The sequence below is a fragment of the Micromonospora sp. NPDC005087 genome (assembly GCF_042872965.1).
In the GTDB taxonomy this organism is placed as follows: Bacteria; Actinomycetota; Actinomycetes; order Mycobacteriales; family Micromonosporaceae; genus Micromonospora.
Map to the genome: position 1 here is coordinate 32,692 of NZ_JBIALB010000020.1, position 21,364 is coordinate 54,055.

Below are 21,364 nucleotides of genomic sequence, written 5' to 3' on the forward strand. Positions count from 1 at the left end.
TCGCCCGGTGGTTCGACGTCAAGGTCCCGAGCTTGTACGCGCACCTGAAGAACTCACATGATCTCAAGATCCGCATCGCGCTGTTCGCGCTTGAGGAACTCGCCGACCGCGTCGCCGACGCCGTCGCCGGTCGTGCCGGCAGGGACGCGTTAGCCGCGTTCGCTGACGCCTACCGCGACTACGCCAGGGAGCACCCGGGCCGCTAGGCCGCGGCCCGGCTCCGGCTCGGTCCGGAAACGGCGGCCGCCAGCGCCGGCGTCCGGCACGCGCAGATGGCCCGGGCGATCCTGCGGGGCTACGAATTGGAGGAGCCGGATGCGACGCATGCGGTCCGGATGCTGGGCAGCGTCTTCCACGGGTACGTCAGCCTGGAGCTGGCCGGTGGTTTCGAACACAGCGCCCCCGGTGCTCAGGAATCCTGGGAATGGGTCGTGGATTCGCTCGACGCGCTGTTACGCAACCGCAGCACCCCCTGACCCGACAACGGCCGCACCGCCGCGAGATGTTCGCCGCGCGGCGCGGCGATGAAGCCGAGATTTCGGTCGAGAGGCTTGAGGTAATGACCACTGAACATGCCTGGATCACCCCGGTGACCGCGGACCTCCTGCGCGGCTTCGTCGACGTGGAGACGACCGCGCGGGGGGCGGGACCCTGCGGTTCAAGGCTATGGGCGATCCAGCCGAGCGCACCGCCGGCCGGCTGACGCTCAACGTCATCCGTGCCGAACTCGCCCGGATCGTCGAACAGCGCGCGGCCGACGACCCGAGCCTGCACTACCTCGACGGACGCGACCTGTACGGCGAGGCGGACTATGCCGAAATCCCGCTACCCGACGAGGTCCACCCCGACCCTGCTGGGCATCGCCGCATCGCTGAAAACTTCGCGCGGCTCGCGTTCGGCGACGGTAGCCCCTTCGCCACCAGGACCGGCTGACCGTTTCTTGGCCAGGCCGTTCTTGTGGTGTTCCTTCGAGGGGCCTACGCGCCCTGTCCCTGGTTCTGCATCAGCCCACCATCCATGAAGTACGTCGAGCCGGTGACGTAGTCGGCGTCGTCGCTGGCCAGGAAGACGGCGAGCTTGGCGATCTCCTCCGGCTGCGCGGCCCGCTTCCACGGGATGGACTGCACCTGCTCTTCCAGGAACTTCGGGTCGTCGATCGCCTGCTGGTTGAACGGGGTGAGCACCATGCCGGGTCCGATGTTGTTGACGTTCATGTGCATCGGGGCGACCTCCAGGGCGATGCTCTTGGCCAACTCCAGCATGCCGCCCTTGCTGGCGTCGTAGTCGGAGCCGCCGGCCCGGGCCACCTCCTGATGCACGGAGGTGATGTTGATGATCTTTCCGTGTCCGCCCTGGTCGCGACGGTGCTGGATGAACCGCCGGCAGCAGAAGAACATCCCGTACAGGTTGGTGCGGATGGCCCGGTCCCAGGTCGCGGTGTCCAGGTCGGCCACCGGGATGCCGGAGGCGTCCACGCCCGCGTCGTTCATCAGGATGTCCAGCCTGCTGAATTCCGCGAGGGCCTCGTCGAACATCGCCTCCACCTGGTGCTCGACGCTGATGTCGCCCTGCACCACGACAGCCCGTTGGCCGGTCCTCTCGATCTCGGCCTTCGTGTGGTTCGCGCCCGCGTGGTCGTGCAGGTAGTGCACCACCACGTCGGCGCCCTCGCGGCCGAATTCGATAGCGGTGGCCTGCCCGATCCCCGAGTCGGAGCCGGTGATCAGGGCAGTCCTGCCGGTCAGGCGTCCGGTCATCAGCACGCTCCCTCCGTGGCTGTCACATCGGCGCGCTTACCCGCGTGCCGCGGCCCTAAGCGAACGGGAGGTGGCGCGGCCGTCCGCCTTACGGTTTGCTGCCGGATTGGACTTGATCGATGACCCAGGCGGCGTTGATGAGACCGATGTGGGACAGCGCCTGGGGAAAGTTCCCGATCAGGTTGCCGTCGCGGTGGTCGATCTCCTCCGACAGCAGACCAAGATCGTTTGCCCGGGCGGTGACGCTCTCGAAGATTCGTTTGGCTTCGTCGACCTGCCCGGCCAGGGCCAGAGCCTCCACAAGCACGTACGAGCAGATGATGAAGGCGCCCTCCAACCCCGACCCCGTCCAGCGCTGCAAGAGGCCGTCCCGCCCCACTCCCAGTTCCCGCCTGATGGCGTCCATGGTGGCGAGGACCCGGTCGTCGTCGCCGGGGAGAAACCCGACGGTCGACATGACGAGCACCCCGACGTCGAGGTGGTCGGACCCGAACGCGCCGGTGAACGTCCGGGCCTCGGCGCTCCAGCCTTCGGTGAGGATCGCCGCGCGGAGCTGCTTCATGGCCTGCGACCACCGCGGGACGTGCGCCTCCGCGTCCATGGCCTGCGCCAGCTTGATGGCCCGGTCCAGGGCTACCCAGCACATCACCTTCGACGTCAGGTAGTGCCGCTCGCCCTCGCGCCCTTCCCAGATGCCGGCGTCGCGCTCCCGCCAACTGTCGGCGGCCCGGTCGGCCAGTGATCGCAGCAGGCCCGAGGCGGCGGGCGACAGATCCGCGAGTTCGTTCCGCAGGACCCAGGCGCACTCCAGGATCTCGCCGAGGACGTCGAGTTGCTTCTGCTGCCAGGCGTCGTTGCCGATCCGCACCGGTCGGCTGCCCTGGTAACCCTCCAGGTGCTCCAGGGTGTGTTCGGTCAGGTCCCGCTCGCCACCCGCGCCGAACATGATCGGCACGTGGTCCTCCGCGTCCACTGACCCCATGGAGGCGGCCATCCAGTCGAAGAAGCGGTGTGCCTCGTCGGGACAGGCCGCGACCCACAGCGCCTTGAGGGTGAAGCTGCCGTCGCGGAGCCAGCCGAACCGGTAGTCCCAGTTCGCCGCGCCGCCGACCTCTTCCGGCAGCGAGGTGGTGGCTGCCGCGATCACCGCACCGGTCGGCTGGTAGGTCAACGCCTGAAGGACCAGGGCGCTGCGCCGGACCTGCTCCCGATAGGCTCCCTGGTAGTCCTGGTGGAGGTGGTCCCAGGACTGCCAGGCGGCGACGGTGTCCCGCAGCGCGGCGCGCCCGTCGATCGGCACGGTCAGCGGGTCGGCGGCCCGGCGGTGGTGCAGCGCGAACACGGCGCTGTCGCCCGCTGCGAGAGTGAATCGCCCGGTCACCAGCGAACCATCGACGGCAAGATCACGATCAGTGGCCAGGACCAAGCGGTCGCCACCTCCGGATATCTCTATCCCCACCGGAGTTTCGGCAACCGTGGGACTGACCAGTCCGTACTCGGGTCGGGCCGCGACCTCGATCGCCACCTCCACTGCGCCGGCGACGACCTCGACCTGCCGTAACAGGACGTGCGGGGACGTGTAGCCGATCCGGTGACCGCGTTCCCCGGCACCGAGGCTGAGGGCGTCGGTCAACCGCAGCACGCCGCTCTGAGTGTGGAACTCCGTGCGGAGCACCATCGTCCCATCAAGGTAGTGACGGGAGGTTGTGTACGGCCCGAGCGGTCGGATCGACCAGAAGCCGCCGGCAGAGCCGAGCAGACGCGCGAAGATGCTCGGCGCGTCGAACCGGGGCGGGCACCACCAGTCCACGGACCCGTCCGAGGAGACCAATGCCGCGCCCTGACAGTCGCCGAGAAGTGCGTAGTCACTGATCACAGCCACGCCCGGCTCGTACCCGCGGTGGCGCTCCCTACGCCCGGCGATCCCCGCCAGCGACACACCCGCGGGTACCGGACATCCCTTCTGCCTGCGGCCGGCCTGAGACCTGCCGCTCGCTCATCACCGCCCAATCGTGGTGGCCAACGTGTCGCGTGGTGTGTAGAGCATGATCCCGTGATCTCGTTCGGGATCGTGGAGAACCTCGGTGTCGAAGGTCAGCCACCCGCGGGTCGGGTGGTGCAGGCGCTTGACGGCCGACCGCCACGCACTGATAGACGATGTTGCGCCGATACCGCCCGGAGGCCGAGAGTTGTCCGAGCAAGTCAGCGGCGGCGGCGTTGTAGGCCAGCAGGTCGAGGCGTCCGTCGTGGACGCTGATCGGCATGGTGTCGTCGAGGATGCGGAGCAGCCCTGGAACCTGCCGCCGCGACGTCCGCGCACGCTGTCGTGGTGCTAGCGGGGGGATCCGTGGCGCTCGGCATTGATCCGGAGGAGTCCTTCGACTCCGCGGAGGAAGGTCTCGGACACCAACGCGGGGTCGAACAGGCAGCCGGCTGCCATGGCGCCGTCGCGGAGCATGACGAAGTGGCGCGCGGCAGGGTCCGCCGTTTCCTCGTGGACCTGCGCCATCAGTGTGGTGAGCGTGTCCAGGAACCATTGGCGGTGGGCGATGATCTCCTGGCGCACGGGATGGTCGGTGTCGGGATACTCCGCTGCGGCGTTCAGGAAGGCGCATCCCCGGAACCCGGGGGACTGGATGCCCTGAGTGATGGAGTTGGCGATGGCCAGGAGGGGGTCGACCGGCGACGGGTTGGCGGCGATGGCCGCGTCGACCGCGGCGCGATCCATCTGATGGACTTCCCGCAGGTAGGCGAGAATAAGGTCTTCCTTGCTGGGGAAGTGCCGGTAAAAGGTGGCCCGGGTCACCTTTGCCTCGGCGATGATCCGGTCAACGCCGACGGAGTGGATGCCCTCGGCGTAGAAGATCCGGGTTGCCGTGGTGAGGAGCCGGAGTCGCGCCTCAGAGGGCCTGGTGTCGGGTCCGATGCGGGTCATACCACCACCTTAGCGATAGAACGTTCGGTCTGACATGCGTGAACGGCCTCCGCGGTGCACTCCGCGCGCCGCTGGCTGGGCGGCTGCGTCGACGACCTCGCCGAGCCTGACACCGTCGCCGACTCGCTCGCTCAGCCGCCCCCGAGGTTCAGGCCGTGGACTCGAACCGGCAGGCCTGAGGCCTTCCGCAGCCTGGGGGAGAACGTTCGGTCTTGACATCGCGCGGCGAGGCTGAGATGCTGGGCTAGACAGAACGTTCGGTCTTGACGACGCGCGGTGTGAGTCGCCAATGCTGAACGTGACAGAACGCCCGATATCCCCACGCCTCCACTGGAAGGGTCGCCGTGACCACCATCGCTGCTTCGCCCGCTATCTCCCAGACCGCCTCCGCACTGCGGCGGCTGTACTTCACCCGCTTCGCGTTCGCCATCGTGTGGGCACTCGTGACGATCGCGACCGCCAAGGAGATCAGTCCGCTCACGGTGGTGCTTTTCGTGCTCTACCCGCTGTTCGACGTGGGCGCCGCCATCTACGACCTTCGCTCGTCGCGGGCCACCAGCTCGCCGGCCCTGCTGTACGTGAACATCGCGGTCAGCCTGGTCGCCGCCGTTGGCGTGGGCGTCGCCAGCGCGTCCGGCATTCCGGCGGTGCTGCGGGTGTGGGGTGCCTGGGCGGTCGTGGCCGGGCTGGTTCAGCTGATCGTGGGTGTCACTCGTCGCAAGATGGGCGGGCAGTGGCCGATGATCATCAGCGGAGGCATCTCGGTGCTGGCCGGTGGGTCCTTCATCGCCGGTGCTTCCGTGGACAACCCGTCGCTGACCAACGCGGCTGGTTACGCCATCCCCGGCGCCATCTTCTTCCTCATCGCCGCCTTCCGCCTCGGCCGCAGCGCGAAGGCCAACTGACATGACCACCACGGAGTACGACGTCGTCGTGATTGGCGCCGGCCCGGTCGGGGAGAACGTCGCCGACCGGGTGGTGCAGGGCGGTCTGACCGCCGCGATCGTCGAGCGGGAGTTGGTCGGCGGGGAGTGCTCGTACTGGGCGTGCATGCCGACCAAGGCGTTGCTGCGTAGCGCGTCCGCGTTGCGGGCGGCGCGGCAGGTGCCGGGTGCCCGCGAGGCGGTGACTGGTGACCTCGACGTGGCGGCGGTGCTGAATCGCCGGGACTCCTTCGTGTCGCACTGGAAGGACGACGGGCAGGTGTCGTGGCTGGAGTCGGCCGGGATCGCGTTGTACCGCGGCCAGGGGCGGATCAGCGGCGCCCGGGTCGTCGAGGTGACCGGTGACGACGGTGTCACGACGAGGTTGACCGCGCGGCATGCGGTGGTCGTCGCGACGGGGAGCAGTGCGTTGCTGCCGGATATCCCGGGTCTGCGAGCGGCGGCGCCGTGGACCAGCCGCGATTCCGCCTCGGCCGGGTCGGTTCCCCGCCGCCTCGCCATCATCGGTGGCGGCGTGGTGGCGACCGAGATGGCAACCGCGTACTCCGCGCTGGGATCCGCGGTGACGCTGCTGGCCCGTGACGGTGTGCTGCCGCTGGTGGAGCCGTTCGCCGGTGAGCTGGTGACGAAGTCGTTGCAGGCAACCGGTGTGTCGATACGTCTCGGCGCGGAGGCCGTTTCCGTCAACCGCGACAATAGCGGAACCGTCCACATCGAGACCGCCGACGGCGAGCGGGTCGAGGCCGACGAGGTACTGGTGGCGATCGGCCGTACGCCGAACACCCAGGACATCGGCCTCGACAGCGTCGGACTGGCGCCGGGTGGCTGGCTGCCGGTCGACGACACCCTGCGCGTCGCCGGCGGTGGGGAGTGGCTGTACGCCGCCGGTGACGTGAACCGGCGGGTGCTGCTGACCCATCAGGGCAAGTATCAGGCGCGCGCGGTGGGCGACGTGATCGTGGCCCGGGCGAAGAGTGAGAAGGTCGAGGACGGCCGGTGGGGCCGGCACGCGGCCACGGCCGACGTGCGTGCGGTGCCGCAGGTGGTCTTCACCGACCCGGAGATCGCGTCGGTGGGGCTGACCGCGGCCGCGGCCGCGACGGCCGGACTGCGGATCCGGGTTGTGGACTACGACCTGGGCGCCGTTGCCGGATCTTCCCTCCAGGCCGACGGCTACAAGGGCCACGCCCGCATGGTCGTCGACGAGGACCGGAAGGTGATCGTCGGCTTCACCCTCGTCGGCCCGGACGTCGCGGAACTGATCCACGCCGCGACGATCGCCATCGTCGGCGAGGTCCCGCTGGACCGACTGTGGCACGCGGTCCCCGCGTATCCGACCGTCAGCGAGGTTTGGCTGCGGCTGCTGGAGACATACGGCCGCTGACGGTGAACCGAGCCCTCGTCCCGCCGCGGCGCCGTCGTGGGCGCGACCGCGCTCGCCCTGCTCGGTGCCGAACCGGCCAATCGGTGCGGCGGCGGGCGGAACGGGTCCCCTGATCGTGTCCGTCGTCCGCCGCGGTAGCGAGAGGGTGGGCGGGCGCCGACAATCGGAGGAGTGTCACTCGCCTTCGTGCTGCACCACCACCGCAAGCCACGACCGCACTTCGACCTGCGGCTCGAAGAGGGCGGTGTGCTGCGTTCCTGGGCGGTTCCCCGCGGCCTGCCGGACAATCCCAGCGACAACCGGCTCGCGATCGCGGTGGCCGACCACCACCTCGACCACCTCACCTACGAGGACGCTGACAAGTCGATCGCCGACATCGGTACGTGGGAAGAGCACGACCGCACCGAGCGTCGACTGCTGTTCACGTTGCACGGCCGCGCCGGCCGCCGACGGTACGCGCTAATCCGTACGGGCGAGGGGTGGCTGCTTCACCTGACGAAGGAGCAGCCCTCGGACGAGCAGCGATAGGGGCGGAATGTTTCACCCTCGCGTAACGGGTATTCGGGCGTACCGGCGCGGCCGGCGGGTGAACAGCGTCACGGAGTGAGGGAGTGCGTGTCATGCCCGATCCGCAGACCACCGTCGTCCTCGTGCACGGCGCGTTCGCCGAGTCGGCGAGCTGGAACGGTGTGATCGAGCGGCTGGGCGCCGCGTACGACGTGGTGGCCGCCGCCAATCCGCTGCGGGGCGTCGCAGGCGACGCCGCGTACGTGCGGGACGTGATGCGGGGGATCGGCGGCCCGGTCGTCCTCGTCGGCCATTCGTACGGTGGCATGGTGATCACGCAGGCCGCGGCTGACGAAACGTCGGTGCGGGCCCTCGTGTACGTCAATGCCTTGTGCCCGGACACCGGCGAGTCGGCGCTGTCGCTGTCCGGGAAGTTCCCCGGCAGCACGCTCGCCGACACGCTGGTGCAGTACCCGGTGCCGACCGGTGGCAACGAGGTGGCGATCGGCCAGGACGCCTACCATGCGCAGTTCGCCGCGGACGTGCCGACCGACCTTGCCGCGCTGATGGCCCGGACCCAGCGGCCGATCACCGAACAGGCCTTGAGTGACACGCTCTCCGGCGATCCCGCCTGGCGATCGCTGCCCAGCTGGTTCGTGTTCGGGGACGCCGACATGAACATCCCGGTCGCCGCGCATCGGTTCATGGCCGAACGGGCCGCCCCGCAGGGCCAGCGTGAGGTCGCTGGGGGCTCGCACGCGATGGCGGTGTCCCGGCCGAGCGAGGTCGCCGAGACCATCATCGAGGCGGTCCGGGGGGTGAGCGGCTGACGGTCGCTGGTCCTCAGCTGAGGTCGTGCAGCCTCACAGCCGGGATCTCAGTACCGCGACCTCGGGCCACGGGTCGAAGCCGTGCTCGACCAGCCAACGGACCGCCAGCAGGCTTCGCAACGACCACCACGCGCGGATCACGTCGAGGTCGACGTCGGTGCCGTAGCCAGCGACGACGTCGCCAAGGTGGTCCTCGTGTCCAAGCGTCAAGCTGGCGAGGTCGTACAGGGCATCGCCCCTGGCCCGCCTCGGACCAGTCGACCACGCCGGTGATCTCGTCAACATCGACGAACACATGGGCCACCTGCAGGTAGCCGTGCGTGAACACCGGTGTCCACGGCCGGAGCGCCGCCTCGGCAACCGTCGGTTGCGCGTGACCACGTCGGTGGGAAGGACGTCGTTCCTAACGAGCCACTCGCATTCGCCGTCGAGGTGCGATGCGATCTCGTCGAGGCTCCGGCCGGGCCATGGCGGCAGCGGCGCGTCGTGCAGCATCCGTGCGGCGGCACCCGCCGCGGCCCAGGCCGCCGTCGACGCGATCGACGGCTCGCCGAGGCGGCCGAGTGCCGTGCCTGGGAGGGCGGCGAGCGCGAGCACGGGCGGCTTCCGCCACAGGACCTCCGGAGTCGGGATCGGCGCCATAACCATCGCCTCGACCTCGACATCGGTGCGCATCTGGTCAGCGTCGATCTTCAGGAACACGTCGCCGACGCGCAGGGTCGCGCGCTCGTGATAGGGCGACGACGACCTCGACCTTATTCACCTTGGTCATTATCGCGGGATGACCACCGACGTCACCCGGTTTATCACGTGCGACTGCGCGGCTGACGTCGTGCTGCCCGGCGGCCTCGTGCACGACACCGGCCGTGACGAGTCGAGTCCGCATCGGTGAGGTCGACTCCTTCCCCACCCACCACTATAGTCAGTTCCATTATGAGACTTACTGTCTTCTGGCGTTGGTGGGTCGCCGGCACCACCAGTCACCTCGGCTCGGCAGTCGGCGCGGTGGCCCTGCCGCTGACCGCACTGACCGTGCTGGACGCGTCGGCGCTCGAAATGGGTCTGATCACGGCGGCCGGCTATCTCGCGTACCTGTTGATCAGCCTGCCGGCGGGGGTGATCGTTCAGCGCGTGCCACTGCGCGGCATGCAGGTCTCCCTGGATCTGATCCGGGCCCTCGCGATCGCGTCCGTCCCCCTGGCCTGGTGGTTCGAGGCACTGACGGTCGCCCAGCTGATCGCGGTCGCCCTGGTCGTGAGCTTCGCCAACGTGCTGTTCGACGTGGCGAACCAGACCTTCCTGCCGGAGATCGTGCCCGCCGCGCAGCTGCAGGCGCGCAACAGCCTCAACTCCGGTACGCACGCCGCCACCCAGCTGGGCGGGCCGTCCCTGGGCGGACTCGCGGTGCAACTGCTGGGTGCGGTGCCGACGCTGTTCGTGGACGCCGTCAGCTATCTGGTCTCCGCCGTGCTGCTGCGCACCCTCCCGGCCCGGCGGGTGCAGCGACCGGCCGAGCGGCCACCGATGGTCACGATGATCCGCGAGGGCTGGCACTTCGTACTCCGACACCCGATCATCGGGCCGGCCATGTGGGACGCCACCGCGACGAACTTCGTCTGCGGCGCGATGCTGGCCCTCTTCCCGTACTACCTGGTGCGCGAGCTGCACGCGTCGCCGCTCATGGTCGGGCTGCTGCTCGCCGCCGACGGCCTCGGCACGCTAATCGGCGCCGCGCTCACCACCCGGTTCACCGATCGGGTCGGCACCGCACGCGGCCTGATCGTCGCGGCCTTCGTCGGCGTGGCCGGCGCACTCATCATCCCGCTGGGCACAGGCACCGCCGCCTACCTCGCCTTCGCCGCCGGCAACCTCATCTTCGCCGGTTCCTCGGTGGTGCTCAGCGTGACCACCCGCACCTACCGGATGCTCGCCAGTCCGCCGGAGCTCCTGTCGCGGGTGATCGCCACGGTCAAGTTCGTCTCCTGGGGCGCCATCCCGCTCGGCAGCCTGCTCGCCGGCGCCCTGGCCGGGCCGATCGGTGCCCGCACCACTCTGCTGATCTTCGGTGGGCTCACCGTGCTGTCCCCGATCATCTACCTGTCGACCCCGATCCGCCGGCTGCGTGACCTGCCGCTCGACGCACCTCCGCAACCCGCCGAAGCTCGGGTGTGAACCGCACCGGCACGGCCTGCTGATCGGTTAACGATTTCTCGCTGAGCCTGCTCGAAGCCCGTTCCGTGGACCGGGTGTGGGTCGACGAAGGTTCGGCCTGGCGCCGGTGGCCGGAGAGATACGTGAGCGGCTCGGCCTTGATTCGGAAATCGATTGCTGGAACAGTGGCGCCATGAAGGTCGCGGCTGTCCTCGGCGTGGACATCGGCACATCGAGCAGCAAGGGCGTGCTCGTCGACATCGATGGCCGGGTCCTGCGGTCGTCCATCCGGACGCACGAGGTGAGCCGGCCACGGCCCGGGTGGGTCGAGATGGACGCCGACGTCTGGTGGCAGGAGTTCGTCTCGCTCAGCGGCGACCTGCTGGCACCCGGCGACGCCGAGGTCGTCGCGGTCGGGGTGAGCGGCATGGGCCCGTGCGTACTGCTCACCGACGCCGCGAACGTCCCGCTCCGCCCGGCGATCCTGTACGGCGTCGACACCCGCGCGACCGAGCAGATCGACCGGCTCAACGAGCGGTTCGGCGCGGACGAGATCCTGCGTCGGTGCGGCTCTGCGCTGTCCAGTCAGGCGGCGGGCGCGAAGGTGGCCTGGGTGGCCGACCACGAACCGGACCTCTTCCGCCGCGCCCGTCGGCTGTTCATGCCCAGCTCATGGCTCGCCGTCAAGCTCACCGACGAGTACGTGCTGGACCACCACTCGGCGAGCCAGTGCACGCCGCTGTACGACACCGACGGCCACGACTGGTACCACCCGTGGGCCGCCGAGATCGCCCCCGGGTTGATCCTGCCTCCACTGCGCTGGCCCGGCGATGTGGCAGGCCGGGTGACGGCGGAAGCGGCGGCGATGACCGGACTGCCGCCGGGCGTCCCCGTGATCACCGGAACCATCGACGCCTGGTCGGAGGCGATCAGCGTCGGCGCTCAGGGCGTCGGCGACCTCATGCTGATGTACGGCACGACCATGTTCCTGGTGCACACGGTCGCGGCCCGGGTCACCGACCCGGCGCTGTGGGGGACCGTTGGCGCCCTGCCCGGGACCCGCAATCTCGCCGGTGGCCTGGCGACGTCCGGGGCGATCACGGCGTGGCTGCGCGAGCTGTTCGGCTCGCCGGACTATCCCGACCTGCTCCGCCTCGCCGAGGCCTCGGGTCCGGGCGCCCGAGGGCTGCTCATGCTGCCGTACTTCGCCGGCGAACGTACGCCGATCCTGGATCCGCAGGCCCGGGGCATCCTCGCCGGCCTCACCGTCTCGCACGACCGCGGTGACCTCTACCGAGCCGCGCTGGAGGCGACCGGCCTCGGCGTACGCCACAACATCGAGACCATCGAGGCGAGCGGCGGTGACATCCGGCGCGTCGTCGCGGTCGGCGGGGGCACCCGGGGTGGGCTCTGGACGCAGATCGTCTCCGACGTCATCGGACGCGCCCAGGTGATCCCCGCGCAGACCATCGGAGCCAGTTACGGCGCGGCGTTCCTGGCCGCGCAGACGGGGTGGACCGTCTCGATCGAGGCGTGGAATCCCGTCACGGAGGTTTGCGAGCCACGGGCCGAGTTCGTCGCCGACTACCACGAGCTGTACGGGCTGTATCGCGAGCTTTACACGAGTTCCAAGCGGGTCGCTCACGCGCTCGCCGCACGTCAGGTCCGTTTCCTGGCCGCCGCTCGGACGGACGCCAGCGAAGAGCAACGCACAAGAGGAGTCGCCCCATGACTAGTTACACGCTGCCCGTGCCCGCCAACCCGCCGTCGGCGGCACCCGGCACGGTCTACACGGTTGCCAGCGGCGATCTCCGGCTCAGCGCGAACGTCACCTGCTGGCCCACCCAGCAGAAATTGGAGGCGGACCTCACCGCAGCGGTCAACGCGCTCGGCTGGAAGGTCGAGCGCGGGCACGGCGTCGACGCGGGCAAGGGACACGGCTTCATCGACAGCCAGCGCGCGGGCATCGAGGTCTTCAAGCGGATCCCCGCCGACGCGCCACTGATCGTGGTCGAGGCCGTCTGGCAGTACAGCCACCACGTCCTGGCCGGGCTGCGCAGCCACCGCGGGCCGATCCTCATCGTGGCGAACTGGAGCGGCGAGTTCCCCGGCCTGGTCGGTCTGCTCAACCTCACCGCGAGCCTCACCAAGGCCGGCGTCCGGCACTCCGCGTTGTGGAGCCGGGACTTCACCGACGAGTGGGCGGTCGACGGGCTGCGGACCTGGCTCGAGACCGGCGAGCTGCGCCACGACACCAGCCACGTACGCGACCTGCCCGCCCTGTCCGGCGACCCGGAGGTCGCGCTGGGCCGGTCGCTGGCCGTCCAGCTCGCGACCGAGAAGGCGATCATCGGCGTCTTCGACGAGGGGTGCATGGGGATGTACAACGCCATCTTCGACGACGAGTTGATCAATCCGCTTGGCATCTACAAGGAGCGGCTGTCGCAGAGCGCCCTGGTCGCTGAGATGGCGCGGGTACCCGACGAGGAGGCCCGAGCGGTCCGCCGGTGGCTGGACGACGCCGGGATGACCTTTCACGTGGGCACCGACGAGGCCAGCGAGCTGACCGAGGCGCAGCTGCTCAGCCAGTTCAAGATGTACGTCGCCGCCCTGCGCATCTCCGACGACTACGGCCTGGACGCGGTGGGCATCCAGTACCAGCAGGGCCTGAAGGACACCGTCCCGGCGAGCGACCTCGCCGAGGGCCTGCTGAACAACGTCCAGCGGCCGCCGGTGCTCAGCCGCGACGGGAGCCGCGAACTGTACCCGGGGGCGCCGTTGCCGCACTTCAACGAGGTCGACGAGGGGGTGGCGGTCGACTCGCTCGTCACCAACCGGATCTGGACGGCGATGGGTCTCGACCCGGCGACGACGCTGCACGACATCCGGTGGGGCGAGCGGTACGGCGACGACTTCGTCTGGGTGTTCGAAATCTCCGGCTCGGTGCCGGCGTCACACAACGGTGGCTACGACAGGTCGTACAGCATGCGCCAGCCGCCGATGTTCTTCCCGTTGGGTGGGGGCACCCTGAGCGGGGTGTCGAAGCCGGGGGAGATCGTCTGGTCCCGGGTGTTCATCATGGACGGCGCGCTGCACGTGGACCTGGGCCGCGGCACCGTCGTCGAGCTGCCGGCCGAGGAGACCCAGCGCCGGTTGGACGCCACCACCCCGCAGTGGCCGATCATGCACGCCGTCCTGCACGGGGTCGACCGGGACCAGTTGATGGCGCGGCACAAGGCCAACCACGTCAACGTCGCCTACGCGCCGGATGCGGCGACCGCCGACAAGGCGCTGCGGGTGAAGGCGGCCATGTTCGCCGAACTCGGCGTCCGGGTGCACCTGTGCGGTGAGGTCAACCTCTGACGGCGGGCGCGTCACCTGAGTGACGGCGAGGGAACGGAGCCCGGTGGATGACGGGCGGGGAGCCTGACGGGCCAGTGGGGGCAGGCTCTCCGCCTCCACCGCGGGCGGCTGGCCACCCGCTCCGTCACCTCGGGCGGCTGGAGCTCTCGCGTACCTGGAGGCCTGTGCTGAGGGTGACGGTCGACGGCGGTCGCGCCGGGTTGGCGATCCGTTCGGTGAGCAGCACCCCGGCCGCCCGCCCCAGGTCGTATGTCGGCTGGGAGACGGTGCTCAGCGATGGTCTGACCAGGTGGGCCCAGGGGATGTCGTCGAACCCGACCACCCCGAACTCGGCCGGCACCTTGACCCCGCGGTCGACGAGACACTCGACCGCGCCGACGGTCATCAGGTTGTTCGTCGCGAAGACGCTGTCGGGCGGGTTGTCACTGTCGAGCAGCGAGGCCATGGCCCGATAGCCACCCTCCTCGCGGAAGTCCGCGTACCGCACCAGGTTGTCGGTCGCCTCCCGCTCGTGCGACCGCAACGCCCGCTGGTAGCCGCGGAGTCGCTGCGCGGCGGTGGAGATCCGGCGTGGACCGGTGATACAGGCGACCCGCTGGTAGCCGTTGTCGAGAAGGTGGGTGGTCGCCAGCTCGGCCCCGTGCACGTTGTCGACGAGTACCGTGTCGATGCTGACGCCACGCAGTTGACGGTCGATCGCCACGACCGGGATGCGCGCCTCGACGAGCCGGTTGATGACGGTCGGTCGGCCCGACGTGGAGATGATGACACCCGCCATCCGCTCGGCCAGAGCGGCGGCGATGTACCGGGACTCCTTCTCCGGGTCCTCGTCGCTGTTGCACAGGACCACGGAGTAGCCGGCGCCCTGCGCGACGTCTTCGACCCCTCGCACCATCGAGGTGAAGAAGGGGTTTCCAATGTCGGAGATGATGACCGCCCAGAGGCTGGTCTGGCTCAGGCGCAGGTTGCGGGCGACGGCGTTGGGGCGGTAGTCGAGCTCCCGCATCGCCTGCTGCACCCGCGCCGCCATGACTGGATCGACCGTGGTCCGTCCGTTCAGCACCCGCGATACCGTCGCGGGTGAAACCTGAGCCTGCCGTGCCACGTCATAGATCGTCGCCATGCGCCTCCATCCGCCTCCATTCGCTCGACTGGTCCGCCGCGGTGCTTCGGCGCGTCCGCCGAGCGCGCTCCGGTGCCGGAACCCGGCATCCTACGGGGGTCTGCGACGGTCACGGGTTGACGCTGAGCCGCAGGGTGTCACCGCGATCCACCACCACCTCGACTCACCGCAACGAGAATACGCCCGTGCGCCACGTGGTGCTGTGGCGTGCTCGCACGATCGAAGAAATCGTTTGCTCGTCTGAGCGAGGACGATAAAAGCAGGTTGGGTCGCTGTCAACAGCATCGGCCGTCGACACCGATCGAGGATTGACCGTCGCGTGGAGGCGTGCCTACCCTGATCGCTGTTGCAGTGAGAAATCGATTCCTTGCTCCACTGCACCGCGATCCGCCCCACCCACCGACGTGGAAGGCGATTCATGACACCCACCACCCCCGCACCGCGTACCTCCGCTCGCCGCCTGCTGCGCGCCGCGTTCACCGCGGCGCTGGTCGCCGGAACCGCCCTGGTCGGCCCAGCCGTGCCGGCCTCGGCTGCGGCGCACAGCCCCTCCGACAACGGTCCCACCGGATGGGACGTCTACCGCAGGCTCGACCGCCTCGCCGAACTTCCCGACGGACCACGGGCCTACCAGTTCTCGAGTTTCGACCGCGGTGGCGGCAACGACGACGGCTTCTCCGGCCAGTACTCGTGCCTGCGCACCGGCGCCGAGGGCTGCGTCCTCGCCGAGGCTGCCGGCGCCGGTGAGATCGACTCGATCTGGTTCACCCGCGACGAGGGCAACGTCTCCGCCACCGGCACCATCAAGGTCGTGCTCGACGGTGTGACCGTGCTCGACGCCAAGCTCCAGGACGTCGTGGACGGCAAGCTCGGCGCGCCCTTCGTCTACCCGGTCGTCGGCAACGCGGCGCAGAGCTCCGGCGGTGTCTACATCAAGGCGCCCATGACCTACCGCAGCTCGATGCGGGTGACGACCGAGAAGAACCCGATCTTCTACCACGTCACCTACCGCAGGTTCACCACCGCCGACGGGGTGCGCACCTTCGACCCGTCGGACCGCGCGTTGGACGTCATCGACCAGCTCAAGGCCGCCGGGACCCGCGACCCCAAGCGCCCGGAGCCCGGCGCGACCACCGCCGACCGGCAGTTCAGCGTCCCCGCCAAGGGCGCGGTGACCCTCGCCAGCGGCGTCGGCCCCGGCGCGATCAGCGCGTTGCAGCTGCGGATCCCGCAACTCGTCGGGCCGCCGACGCCGGTCGCCGATGACGGGCGCGCCTACGGCTCCGGCGGCGGCAGCGAATTCCGGGTGGCCGTCGACCCGGCGAACGCCGGAGTACGGCTGACCCGCCGGCTGGACCCGCACATCGGGCACCAGCGGGCGCAGGTCGTCGTGGATGGCGTGCCGGTCGCCGAGTGGCCGGCCAATGACCCGGTGCCCTTCGGCACCTGGCTCGACCAGACCGTCGACCTTCCGGCGAGTGCCACGGCCGGCAAGTCCACGATCACCATCCGGAACCAGTTCATCTCCTCAGACCTGGACGTCAACGAGTTCACCTACTGGGTCGACAGCCTCGTCGCCGGCACCGCCAAGCGGACCGACACCCTCGACCTCGGCCCGTCCCACACCGACGCCGAGGCCGCCCACAGCTACCGGATCACCACCCAGACCTGGCAGGGCAGCAACACCATGAGCTACCCGGCGGACGCCGACCGCAAGGCGGCCGTCGCGGCCTCCGACGCGGTGCTGCGGGACAGCCGGCTGCGCATCACCTTCGACGGCGAGACCACCGTGGACGCGCCACTCGGCGAGTTCTTCGGCACCGGCCTCGGGCTGCACCCGGTGCGATCGCTGATGTTCGGTGTCGATCCGGCGACCGCGACGTTGTCGGCCTGGTGGCCGATGCCCTACCGGTCACGGTTCAGCATCGAGTTGCGCAACGGATCCAGCGTGCCGATCACAACGTCGGCGGCCTCCGTGACCACCGCACGCTCCGCGCACTGGGCGCCGGCACTGCGCCCAACCGGCACGGCGGGACACTTCCGGGCCACCGCGACGAGCGCCGACACCACCCCCGGCGCCGACCACGCCTTCCTCGACGTCGCCGGCCGTGGAAAGTTCGTCGGTGTCACGCACACCATGGAGGGGCACATCCCCGCGGGCAACCAACGCAACTACCTCGAGGGCGATGAGCGGGTCTACGTGGACGGCGCGCAGAGCCCGAGCATCCACGGCACCGGGACCGAGGACTTCTACGAGAGCGGCTGGTACTTCAACCACGGCACGTTCTCGGCGCCCACCAACGGCAACCCGGCCCACGAGGTCAGCGACTACGGCTGCCAGTACGACTGCACCGGCGCGTACCGGCTGATGCTCGCCGAGGCGGTGTCATTCGCGACCGACCTGCGTTTCGGCATCGAGCACGGTCCGGGCGACCAGGATCCAGCCCGGTACGGCTCGACCGCCTACTGGTACGGGCAGGACACCGTCGCTCAGCGCTGGACCGACACCGTCGACGTCGGCGACGCCGGCAGCGAGTCGGCGCACGCGTACTCCTCCGGCGGCGAGCGCCAAGTCCTCACCGCGACCTTCGAGGGCGACGACGGCGCACCCCGGCCGGTCACCGACGACACCCGCGCCTCGGCCACGCCGATCCGGTTCCGGGTGGCCCTGGACCGGGACAACACCGGTGCCGTCCTGCGCCGGGTGGGGGACCAGTCCACCGGGTACCAGTCGGTGGCCGTGCAGGTCGACGGGCGGGACGCCGGCACCTGGTCGCAGCCGCTGGCCAACGGTTCCCACCGCTGGTTGGAGGACGAGTTCCGACTGCCACCCGCGCTCACCCGCGACAGGTCGACGGTGACCGTCACGTTGAGGCCGACCGCCGGCGCCCCGACCTGGTCCGCGGCACGGTACGCGGTGCTGAGCGAGGTCACCCCCTTCGTCGACAGGACCAGGCCCAGCCAGGTCACCGGGCTCACGGCCACCAGCGCCACCACCAACGCGGTGGCGCTGGCCTGGCGGCTGGCCTCCGACGACGTGTACGCGCCGAGCTACCAGGTGTTCGCCTCGCGGAAGGCCGGGTTCACGCCCGGACCGGACAACGAGGTGGGCACCACGACACGGCCGAGCTTCGAGCACAGCGGTCTGGGCCTTCGTGAGACCTGGTACTACCGGGTACGCGCGGTGGACGCCGCGGGCAACCTCGGCGCCTACTCGGCGCCAGCGTCGGCCGCCACCGGCGACACGCTGCGGATCGAAGCCGAATCGCTGCTGCCCGCGGTCTCCGCCGACGCACCGGCGGAGGTGCAGGGCGACTGCTGCGGCATCCAATGGTCGCGGAGCGCACAGCTGTGGTTCCGACCAAACGCGCCGAACCGGAGTGTGACGGTGGCGTTCGAGGTGCCCACGACCGGCACCTACCAGCTGCGGCTGGTGCAGACGCTGGCGGGGGACTACGGCACCAACACGGTGGCGATCGACGGCACCGGGATCGGCGAGGCGTTCGACGCGTACCACTCGCCGGGGGTGATCGTCAGCGACCCGCTGGACTACGGCCAGCGGGAGCTGACCGCGGGCCGGCACACGCTCACCCTCACGGTGACCGGCAAGGCCGCCGCGTCGAGCGGCTACCTGGCCGGCCTCGACTACATCGAGGCTCGCCTAACCTCGTGACCGGTCGGAGTCGGAGGCCCAGAGCACGGGTCTCCGACTCCGTCCAACCCAGATCCCGCAGACGAGCCACGAGGTGCCGCATGACAGATCGGCCGCTGGTCCGGATGACCGGCATCGGCAAGCGGTTCGGCGGCGTGCACGCCTGCCGCGACATCGACCTCACCGTCACCGCCGGTGAGGTGCACGCGCTGCTCGGCGAGAACGGAGCCGGCAAATCCACGCTGATCAACGTTCTCTCCGGTGTGATCACCGAGTACGACGGGACGATCGAGGTGGACGGGGAGCCGGTGAGCTTCGGCGGCCCGGCCGATGCGCAACGCGCTGGTATCGCGACCATCCACCAGGAGCTGGACCTGGTGGCCGGGCTGTCCATCGCGGAGAACATGTTCCTCGGGCGGGAGCCGCGCACCCGCCTGGGTACCGTCGACATCCGGGAGATGCGCCGGCAGGCCGCGGCGCACCTGCGGACACTCGGCGCCGACCTGGACCCGCGCCGGCTCGTGGGGTCACTGCGCGTCGGCGAGCAACAGCTGGTCGAGATCGGCCGGGCCCTGTCGCTGCGCGCGCGAGTCCTGATCATGGACGAACCGACCGCGGCACTGGCCGACGCCGAGGTCGAACGGCTCTTCGCGACGATCGCCGAGCTGCGCCGAGCCGGAGTCGGCATCGTCTACATCTCGCACCGGATGGCGGAGATCGAGGTCATCGCGGACCGGGTCACCGTGCTGCGCAACGGCAGCGTCGCCGGCACCGTCGACCCACGGGTCGCCTCCCGCGACGACATCATCCAGCTCATGGTCGGCCGGTCGGTCGACGCGCTCTTCGGCGAGGGCCGCAACGAACCCGGTGACGTGCTGCTCGACGTACGAGGGTTCGCCGTGACGCCCCGCCGGCCGGTACCCGGGCGGACCGAGCCGGCCGGCGTGGACCTCACGGTGCGCTCCGGAGAGATCGTCGGCCTCGCCGGGTTGATGGGCGCCGGGCGTACCGAACTGCTGGAGACGTTGTTCGGCGCGGGCGGCTCCGGCCGGCACACCGGCCAGGTGCTGATCGGCGACCGACCGTACCGCCCGGGTGGGCCCCGGGCGGCACTGGCGCACGGGGTGGCGTTCGTGCCCGAGGACCGGCGCGGCGCGGGGCTGATGCTGGAGCACTCCGTGGCGGACAACGTCGTGCTCTCCGCGCTGTCGTCGCTGACCACACTCGGGCTGGTACGCCGCCCGCTGCTGCGCCGAACGGTCGCCGCACAGCTCACCACCCTGGCGGTGAAGGCGGCGTCACCGTCGATCGCCGTGGCCACCCTCTCCGGCGGAAACCAGCAGAAGATCGTGTTCGCCAAGCAACTGCTGATGCGTCCGCGACTGCTCCTGCTCGACGAGCCGACCCGAGGGGTGGACATCGGCGCCAAGGCCGAGATCTACCACCTGCTGCACCGGCTCGCCGACTCCGGCATGGCGATCCTGCTCGCCTCGTCGGAGCTGCCGGAGCTGCTGAGCCTCTGTGACCGGGTGGTCGTCCTGCACCGCGGTCGCACGGTTGCCGTGCTGCCCCGCGCCTCCGCCACCCAACAAGCCATCCTCGCCGCGGCCAACGGGGACGACGTCAAGGAGTCTCGATGAATCCGCCCAACCCCACCAGCCTCGCCGAATCGCCGCCGGAGACACCGCCCCGCCGCCGGGCGATCCGACTGCCGAACGACCGGCAGGCGATCGTCGACAACTTCTTCCGATTCCAGAGCCTGTTCGGGCTCGTCGCTGTCTTCCTCATCGCGATCGCCGTGTCGCCGTCCCGCAACGGCGAGAACGTCTTCCTCAGCTCCGGAAACCTCGCCAACATCGTCCGGGCGGTCTCGGAGATCGGCATCATCGCCGTCGGCATGACGTTCGTCATCCTGATCGGCGGCATCGACCTCTCCGTCGGGGCGGTGCTCGGGCTCGCCGCGGTCGGGTCGGCCACCCTGATGGTCGACAGCGGCCTGGGCATCGTGCCGACGGTCCTGATCGTGCTCTTCATCGGCACCGCGTTCGGGGCCACCCAGGGCGCGATCGTCGCCCGCCTCGGGATCCAGTCCTTCATCGTCACCCTGGCCGGCCTGCAAGCGGCCCGGGGCATCGCCCGGATGTGGTCGGGCGGGCTGGGCATCCCGATCGCCTACGGCGACGGGCCGCAGGAGGCGCCCGAGACGTTCTCGCTGCTGAGCGGCTCGATCAACGGGGTACTACCGGTGCCGGCCCTGCTCTTCCTCGCCATCGGCGTCGGCGCGCTCCTCGTGCTGCGCAGCACCGCCTTCGCGCGACACGTCTACGCCATCGGCGGCAACGAAAAGGCCGCCCGGCTCTCCGGCGTGCCCGTACGGCGCGTCCGGGTCACCGTCTTCGCGATCTCCGGCCTGCTCGCCGCGCTGGCCGGGATCATCCACGCCGGTCAGCTCAACCAGGGCAGCCCGAACGACGGTGCCGGCTACGAACTGGACGCGATCGCGGCCGTGGTCATCGGCGGGACGAGTCTCGCCGGTGGCAGTGGATCCATGGGCGGCACGATCGCCGGCGCCCTGCTGCTCGGGATCCTGAACAACATCCTCGCCCTCAACAACATCGACGCGAACGTGCAGCTGGTCGTCAAGGGACTGGTCATCGTCGCTGCCGCCGCGTTGCAGAGGCTTCGTCCCCGCATCGCCTGACCCACCACCACCATGGA

Annotated in this window: 19 protein-coding genes and 1 pseudogene; 14 read left to right on the forward strand and 6 right to left on the reverse strand. The window is 69.9% G+C overall.

Going from position 1 to position 21,364, the window contains the following annotated elements:
- The first annotated feature begins 32 nt into the window (after positions 1-32).
- The 4 genes and pseudogenes from ACFYPS_RS30985 to ACFYPS_RS31000 all read left to right on the forward strand — a co-directional run bounded on the left by ACFYPS_RS30985 (position 33) and on the right by ACFYPS_RS31000 (position 933).
- The gene (locus ACFYPS_RS30985; RefSeq protein WP_387329054.1) at positions 33-206 is read left to right on the forward strand and encodes a hypothetical protein; all 174 of its coding nucleotides are present in this window, start codon (positions 33-35) and stop codon (positions 204-206) included.
- 42 nt (positions 207-248) lie between these two features.
- Positions 249-476 (forward strand): annotated as a pseudogene (locus tag ACFYPS_RS30990) (TetR-like C-terminal domain-containing protein); the annotation flags it as partial.
- 26 nt (positions 477-502) lie between these two features.
- Positions 503-703, forward strand: a complete 201-nt coding sequence (locus tag ACFYPS_RS30995; RefSeq protein WP_387329056.1) for a hypothetical protein — start codon at positions 503-505, stop codon at positions 701-703.
- Positions 667-933 (forward strand): hypothetical protein, encoded by a 267-nt coding sequence (locus tag ACFYPS_RS31000; RefSeq protein ID WP_387329059.1) that lies wholly within the window; start codon positions 667-669, stop codon positions 931-933. Before ACFYPS_RS30995 ends, ACFYPS_RS31000 begins: the two co-directional genes overlap by 37 nt.
- A 44-nt stretch (positions 934-977) precedes the next feature.
- Here the strand turns inward: ACFYPS_RS31000 and ACFYPS_RS31005 are convergent, their stop codons facing one another.
- From ACFYPS_RS31005 to ACFYPS_RS31020, 4 genes are all read right to left on the reverse strand, one after another.
- Entirely contained in the window at positions 978-1,757 is a 780-nt protein-coding gene (locus ACFYPS_RS31005) for an SDR family oxidoreductase (protein WP_387329062.1), read from the reverse strand.
- Between the two features lie 88 nt (positions 1,758-1,845).
- Positions 1,846-3,639, reverse strand: coding sequence for a glycoside hydrolase family 15 protein (locus tag ACFYPS_RS31010; protein ID WP_387329065.1), 1,794 nt, complete (start codon positions 3,637-3,639; stop codon positions 1,846-1,848).
- A gap of 28 nt (positions 3,640-3,667) precedes the next feature.
- Positions 3,668-4,186, reverse strand: a complete 519-nt coding sequence (locus tag ACFYPS_RS31015; RefSeq protein WP_387329138.1) for a hypothetical protein — start codon at positions 4,184-4,186, stop codon at positions 3,668-3,670.
- Complete coding sequence (locus ACFYPS_RS31020) at positions 4,090-4,692, reverse strand: TetR/AcrR family transcriptional regulator (protein ID WP_354965825.1); 603 nt, start codon at positions 4,690-4,692, stop codon at positions 4,090-4,092. Before ACFYPS_RS31020 ends, ACFYPS_RS31015 begins: the two co-directional genes overlap by 97 nt.
- Before the next feature lie 344 nt (positions 4,693-5,036).
- Between ACFYPS_RS31020 and ACFYPS_RS31025 the strand changes: the two genes are divergently transcribed.
- From ACFYPS_RS31025 to ACFYPS_RS31040, 4 genes are all read left to right on the forward strand, one after another.
- Complete coding sequence (locus ACFYPS_RS31025; RefSeq protein WP_354965824.1) at positions 5,037-5,597, forward strand: hypothetical protein; 561 nt, start codon at positions 5,037-5,039, stop codon at positions 5,595-5,597.
- 1 nt (position 5,598) lies between these two features.
- Complete coding sequence (locus ACFYPS_RS31030) at positions 5,599-7,020, forward strand: NAD(P)/FAD-dependent oxidoreductase (protein ID WP_354965823.1); 1,422 nt, start codon at positions 5,599-5,601, stop codon at positions 7,018-7,020.
- A gap of 171 nt (positions 7,021-7,191) precedes the next feature.
- On the forward strand, positions 7,192-7,548 hold the full coding sequence (locus tag ACFYPS_RS31035; protein WP_354965822.1) for a DNA polymerase ligase N-terminal domain-containing protein: 357 nt from the start codon (positions 7,192-7,194) through the stop codon (positions 7,546-7,548).
- A gap of 92 nt (positions 7,549-7,640) precedes the next feature.
- Complete coding sequence (locus ACFYPS_RS31040; protein ID WP_354965821.1) at positions 7,641-8,357, forward strand: alpha/beta hydrolase; 717 nt, start codon at positions 7,641-7,643, stop codon at positions 8,355-8,357.
- A 33-nt stretch (positions 8,358-8,390) separates the two neighbouring features.
- On the opposite strand, the gene ACFYPS_RS31045 is transcribed toward ACFYPS_RS31040, so the two are convergent.
- Entirely contained in the window at positions 8,391-8,567 is a 177-nt protein-coding gene (locus ACFYPS_RS31045) for a hypothetical protein (protein ID WP_354965820.1), read from the reverse strand.
- 723 nt (positions 8,568-9,290) lie between these two features.
- Here ACFYPS_RS31045 and ACFYPS_RS31050 point away from each other — a divergent pair.
- From ACFYPS_RS31050 to ACFYPS_RS31060, 3 genes are all read left to right on the forward strand, one after another.
- A complete protein-coding gene (locus ACFYPS_RS31050) occupies positions 9,291-10,529 on the forward strand; it encodes an MFS transporter (protein ID WP_354965819.1) in 1,239 nt (412 codons plus the stop codon).
- A gap of 172 nt (positions 10,530-10,701) precedes the next feature.
- Positions 10,702-12,240: an FGGY-family carbohydrate kinase gene (locus ACFYPS_RS31055; RefSeq protein WP_387329072.1), complete on the forward strand. Its 1,539-nt coding sequence runs from the start codon at positions 10,702-10,704 to the stop codon at positions 12,238-12,240.
- Positions 12,237-13,871 (forward strand): fucose isomerase, encoded by a 1,635-nt coding sequence (locus ACFYPS_RS31060; RefSeq protein ID WP_354965817.1) that lies wholly within the window; start codon positions 12,237-12,239, stop codon positions 13,869-13,871. Before ACFYPS_RS31055 ends, ACFYPS_RS31060 begins: the two co-directional genes overlap by 4 nt.
- Positions 13,872-13,995: 124 nt before the next feature.
- Here ACFYPS_RS31060 and ACFYPS_RS31065 read toward each other — a convergent pair whose 3' ends face one another.
- The gene (locus ACFYPS_RS31065; RefSeq protein ID WP_387329075.1) at positions 13,996-14,994 is read right to left on the reverse strand and encodes a LacI family DNA-binding transcriptional regulator; all 999 of its coding nucleotides are present in this window, start codon (positions 14,992-14,994) and stop codon (positions 13,996-13,998) included.
- A gap of 418 nt (positions 14,995-15,412) precedes the next feature.
- Between ACFYPS_RS31065 and ACFYPS_RS31070 the strand changes: the two genes are divergently transcribed.
- The 3 genes from ACFYPS_RS31070 (at position 15,413) to ACFYPS_RS31080 (ending at position 21,347) form a co-directional block, all read left to right on the forward strand.
- Positions 15,413-18,667, forward strand: coding sequence for a DUF2961 domain-containing protein (locus ACFYPS_RS31070; protein ID WP_387329078.1), 3,255 nt, complete (start codon positions 15,413-15,415; stop codon positions 18,665-18,667).
- Between the two features lie 80 nt (positions 18,668-18,747).
- Positions 18,748-20,286 (forward strand): sugar ABC transporter ATP-binding protein, encoded by a 1,539-nt coding sequence (locus ACFYPS_RS31075; protein WP_354965814.1) that lies wholly within the window; start codon positions 18,748-18,750, stop codon positions 20,284-20,286.
- On the forward strand, positions 20,283-21,347 hold the full coding sequence (locus ACFYPS_RS31080; protein ID WP_387329081.1) for an ABC transporter permease: 1,065 nt from the start codon (positions 20,283-20,285) through the stop codon (positions 21,345-21,347). The genes ACFYPS_RS31075 and ACFYPS_RS31080 overlap by 4 nt, the downstream gene beginning before the upstream one ends.
- Positions 21,348-21,364: the final 17 nt, after the last annotated feature.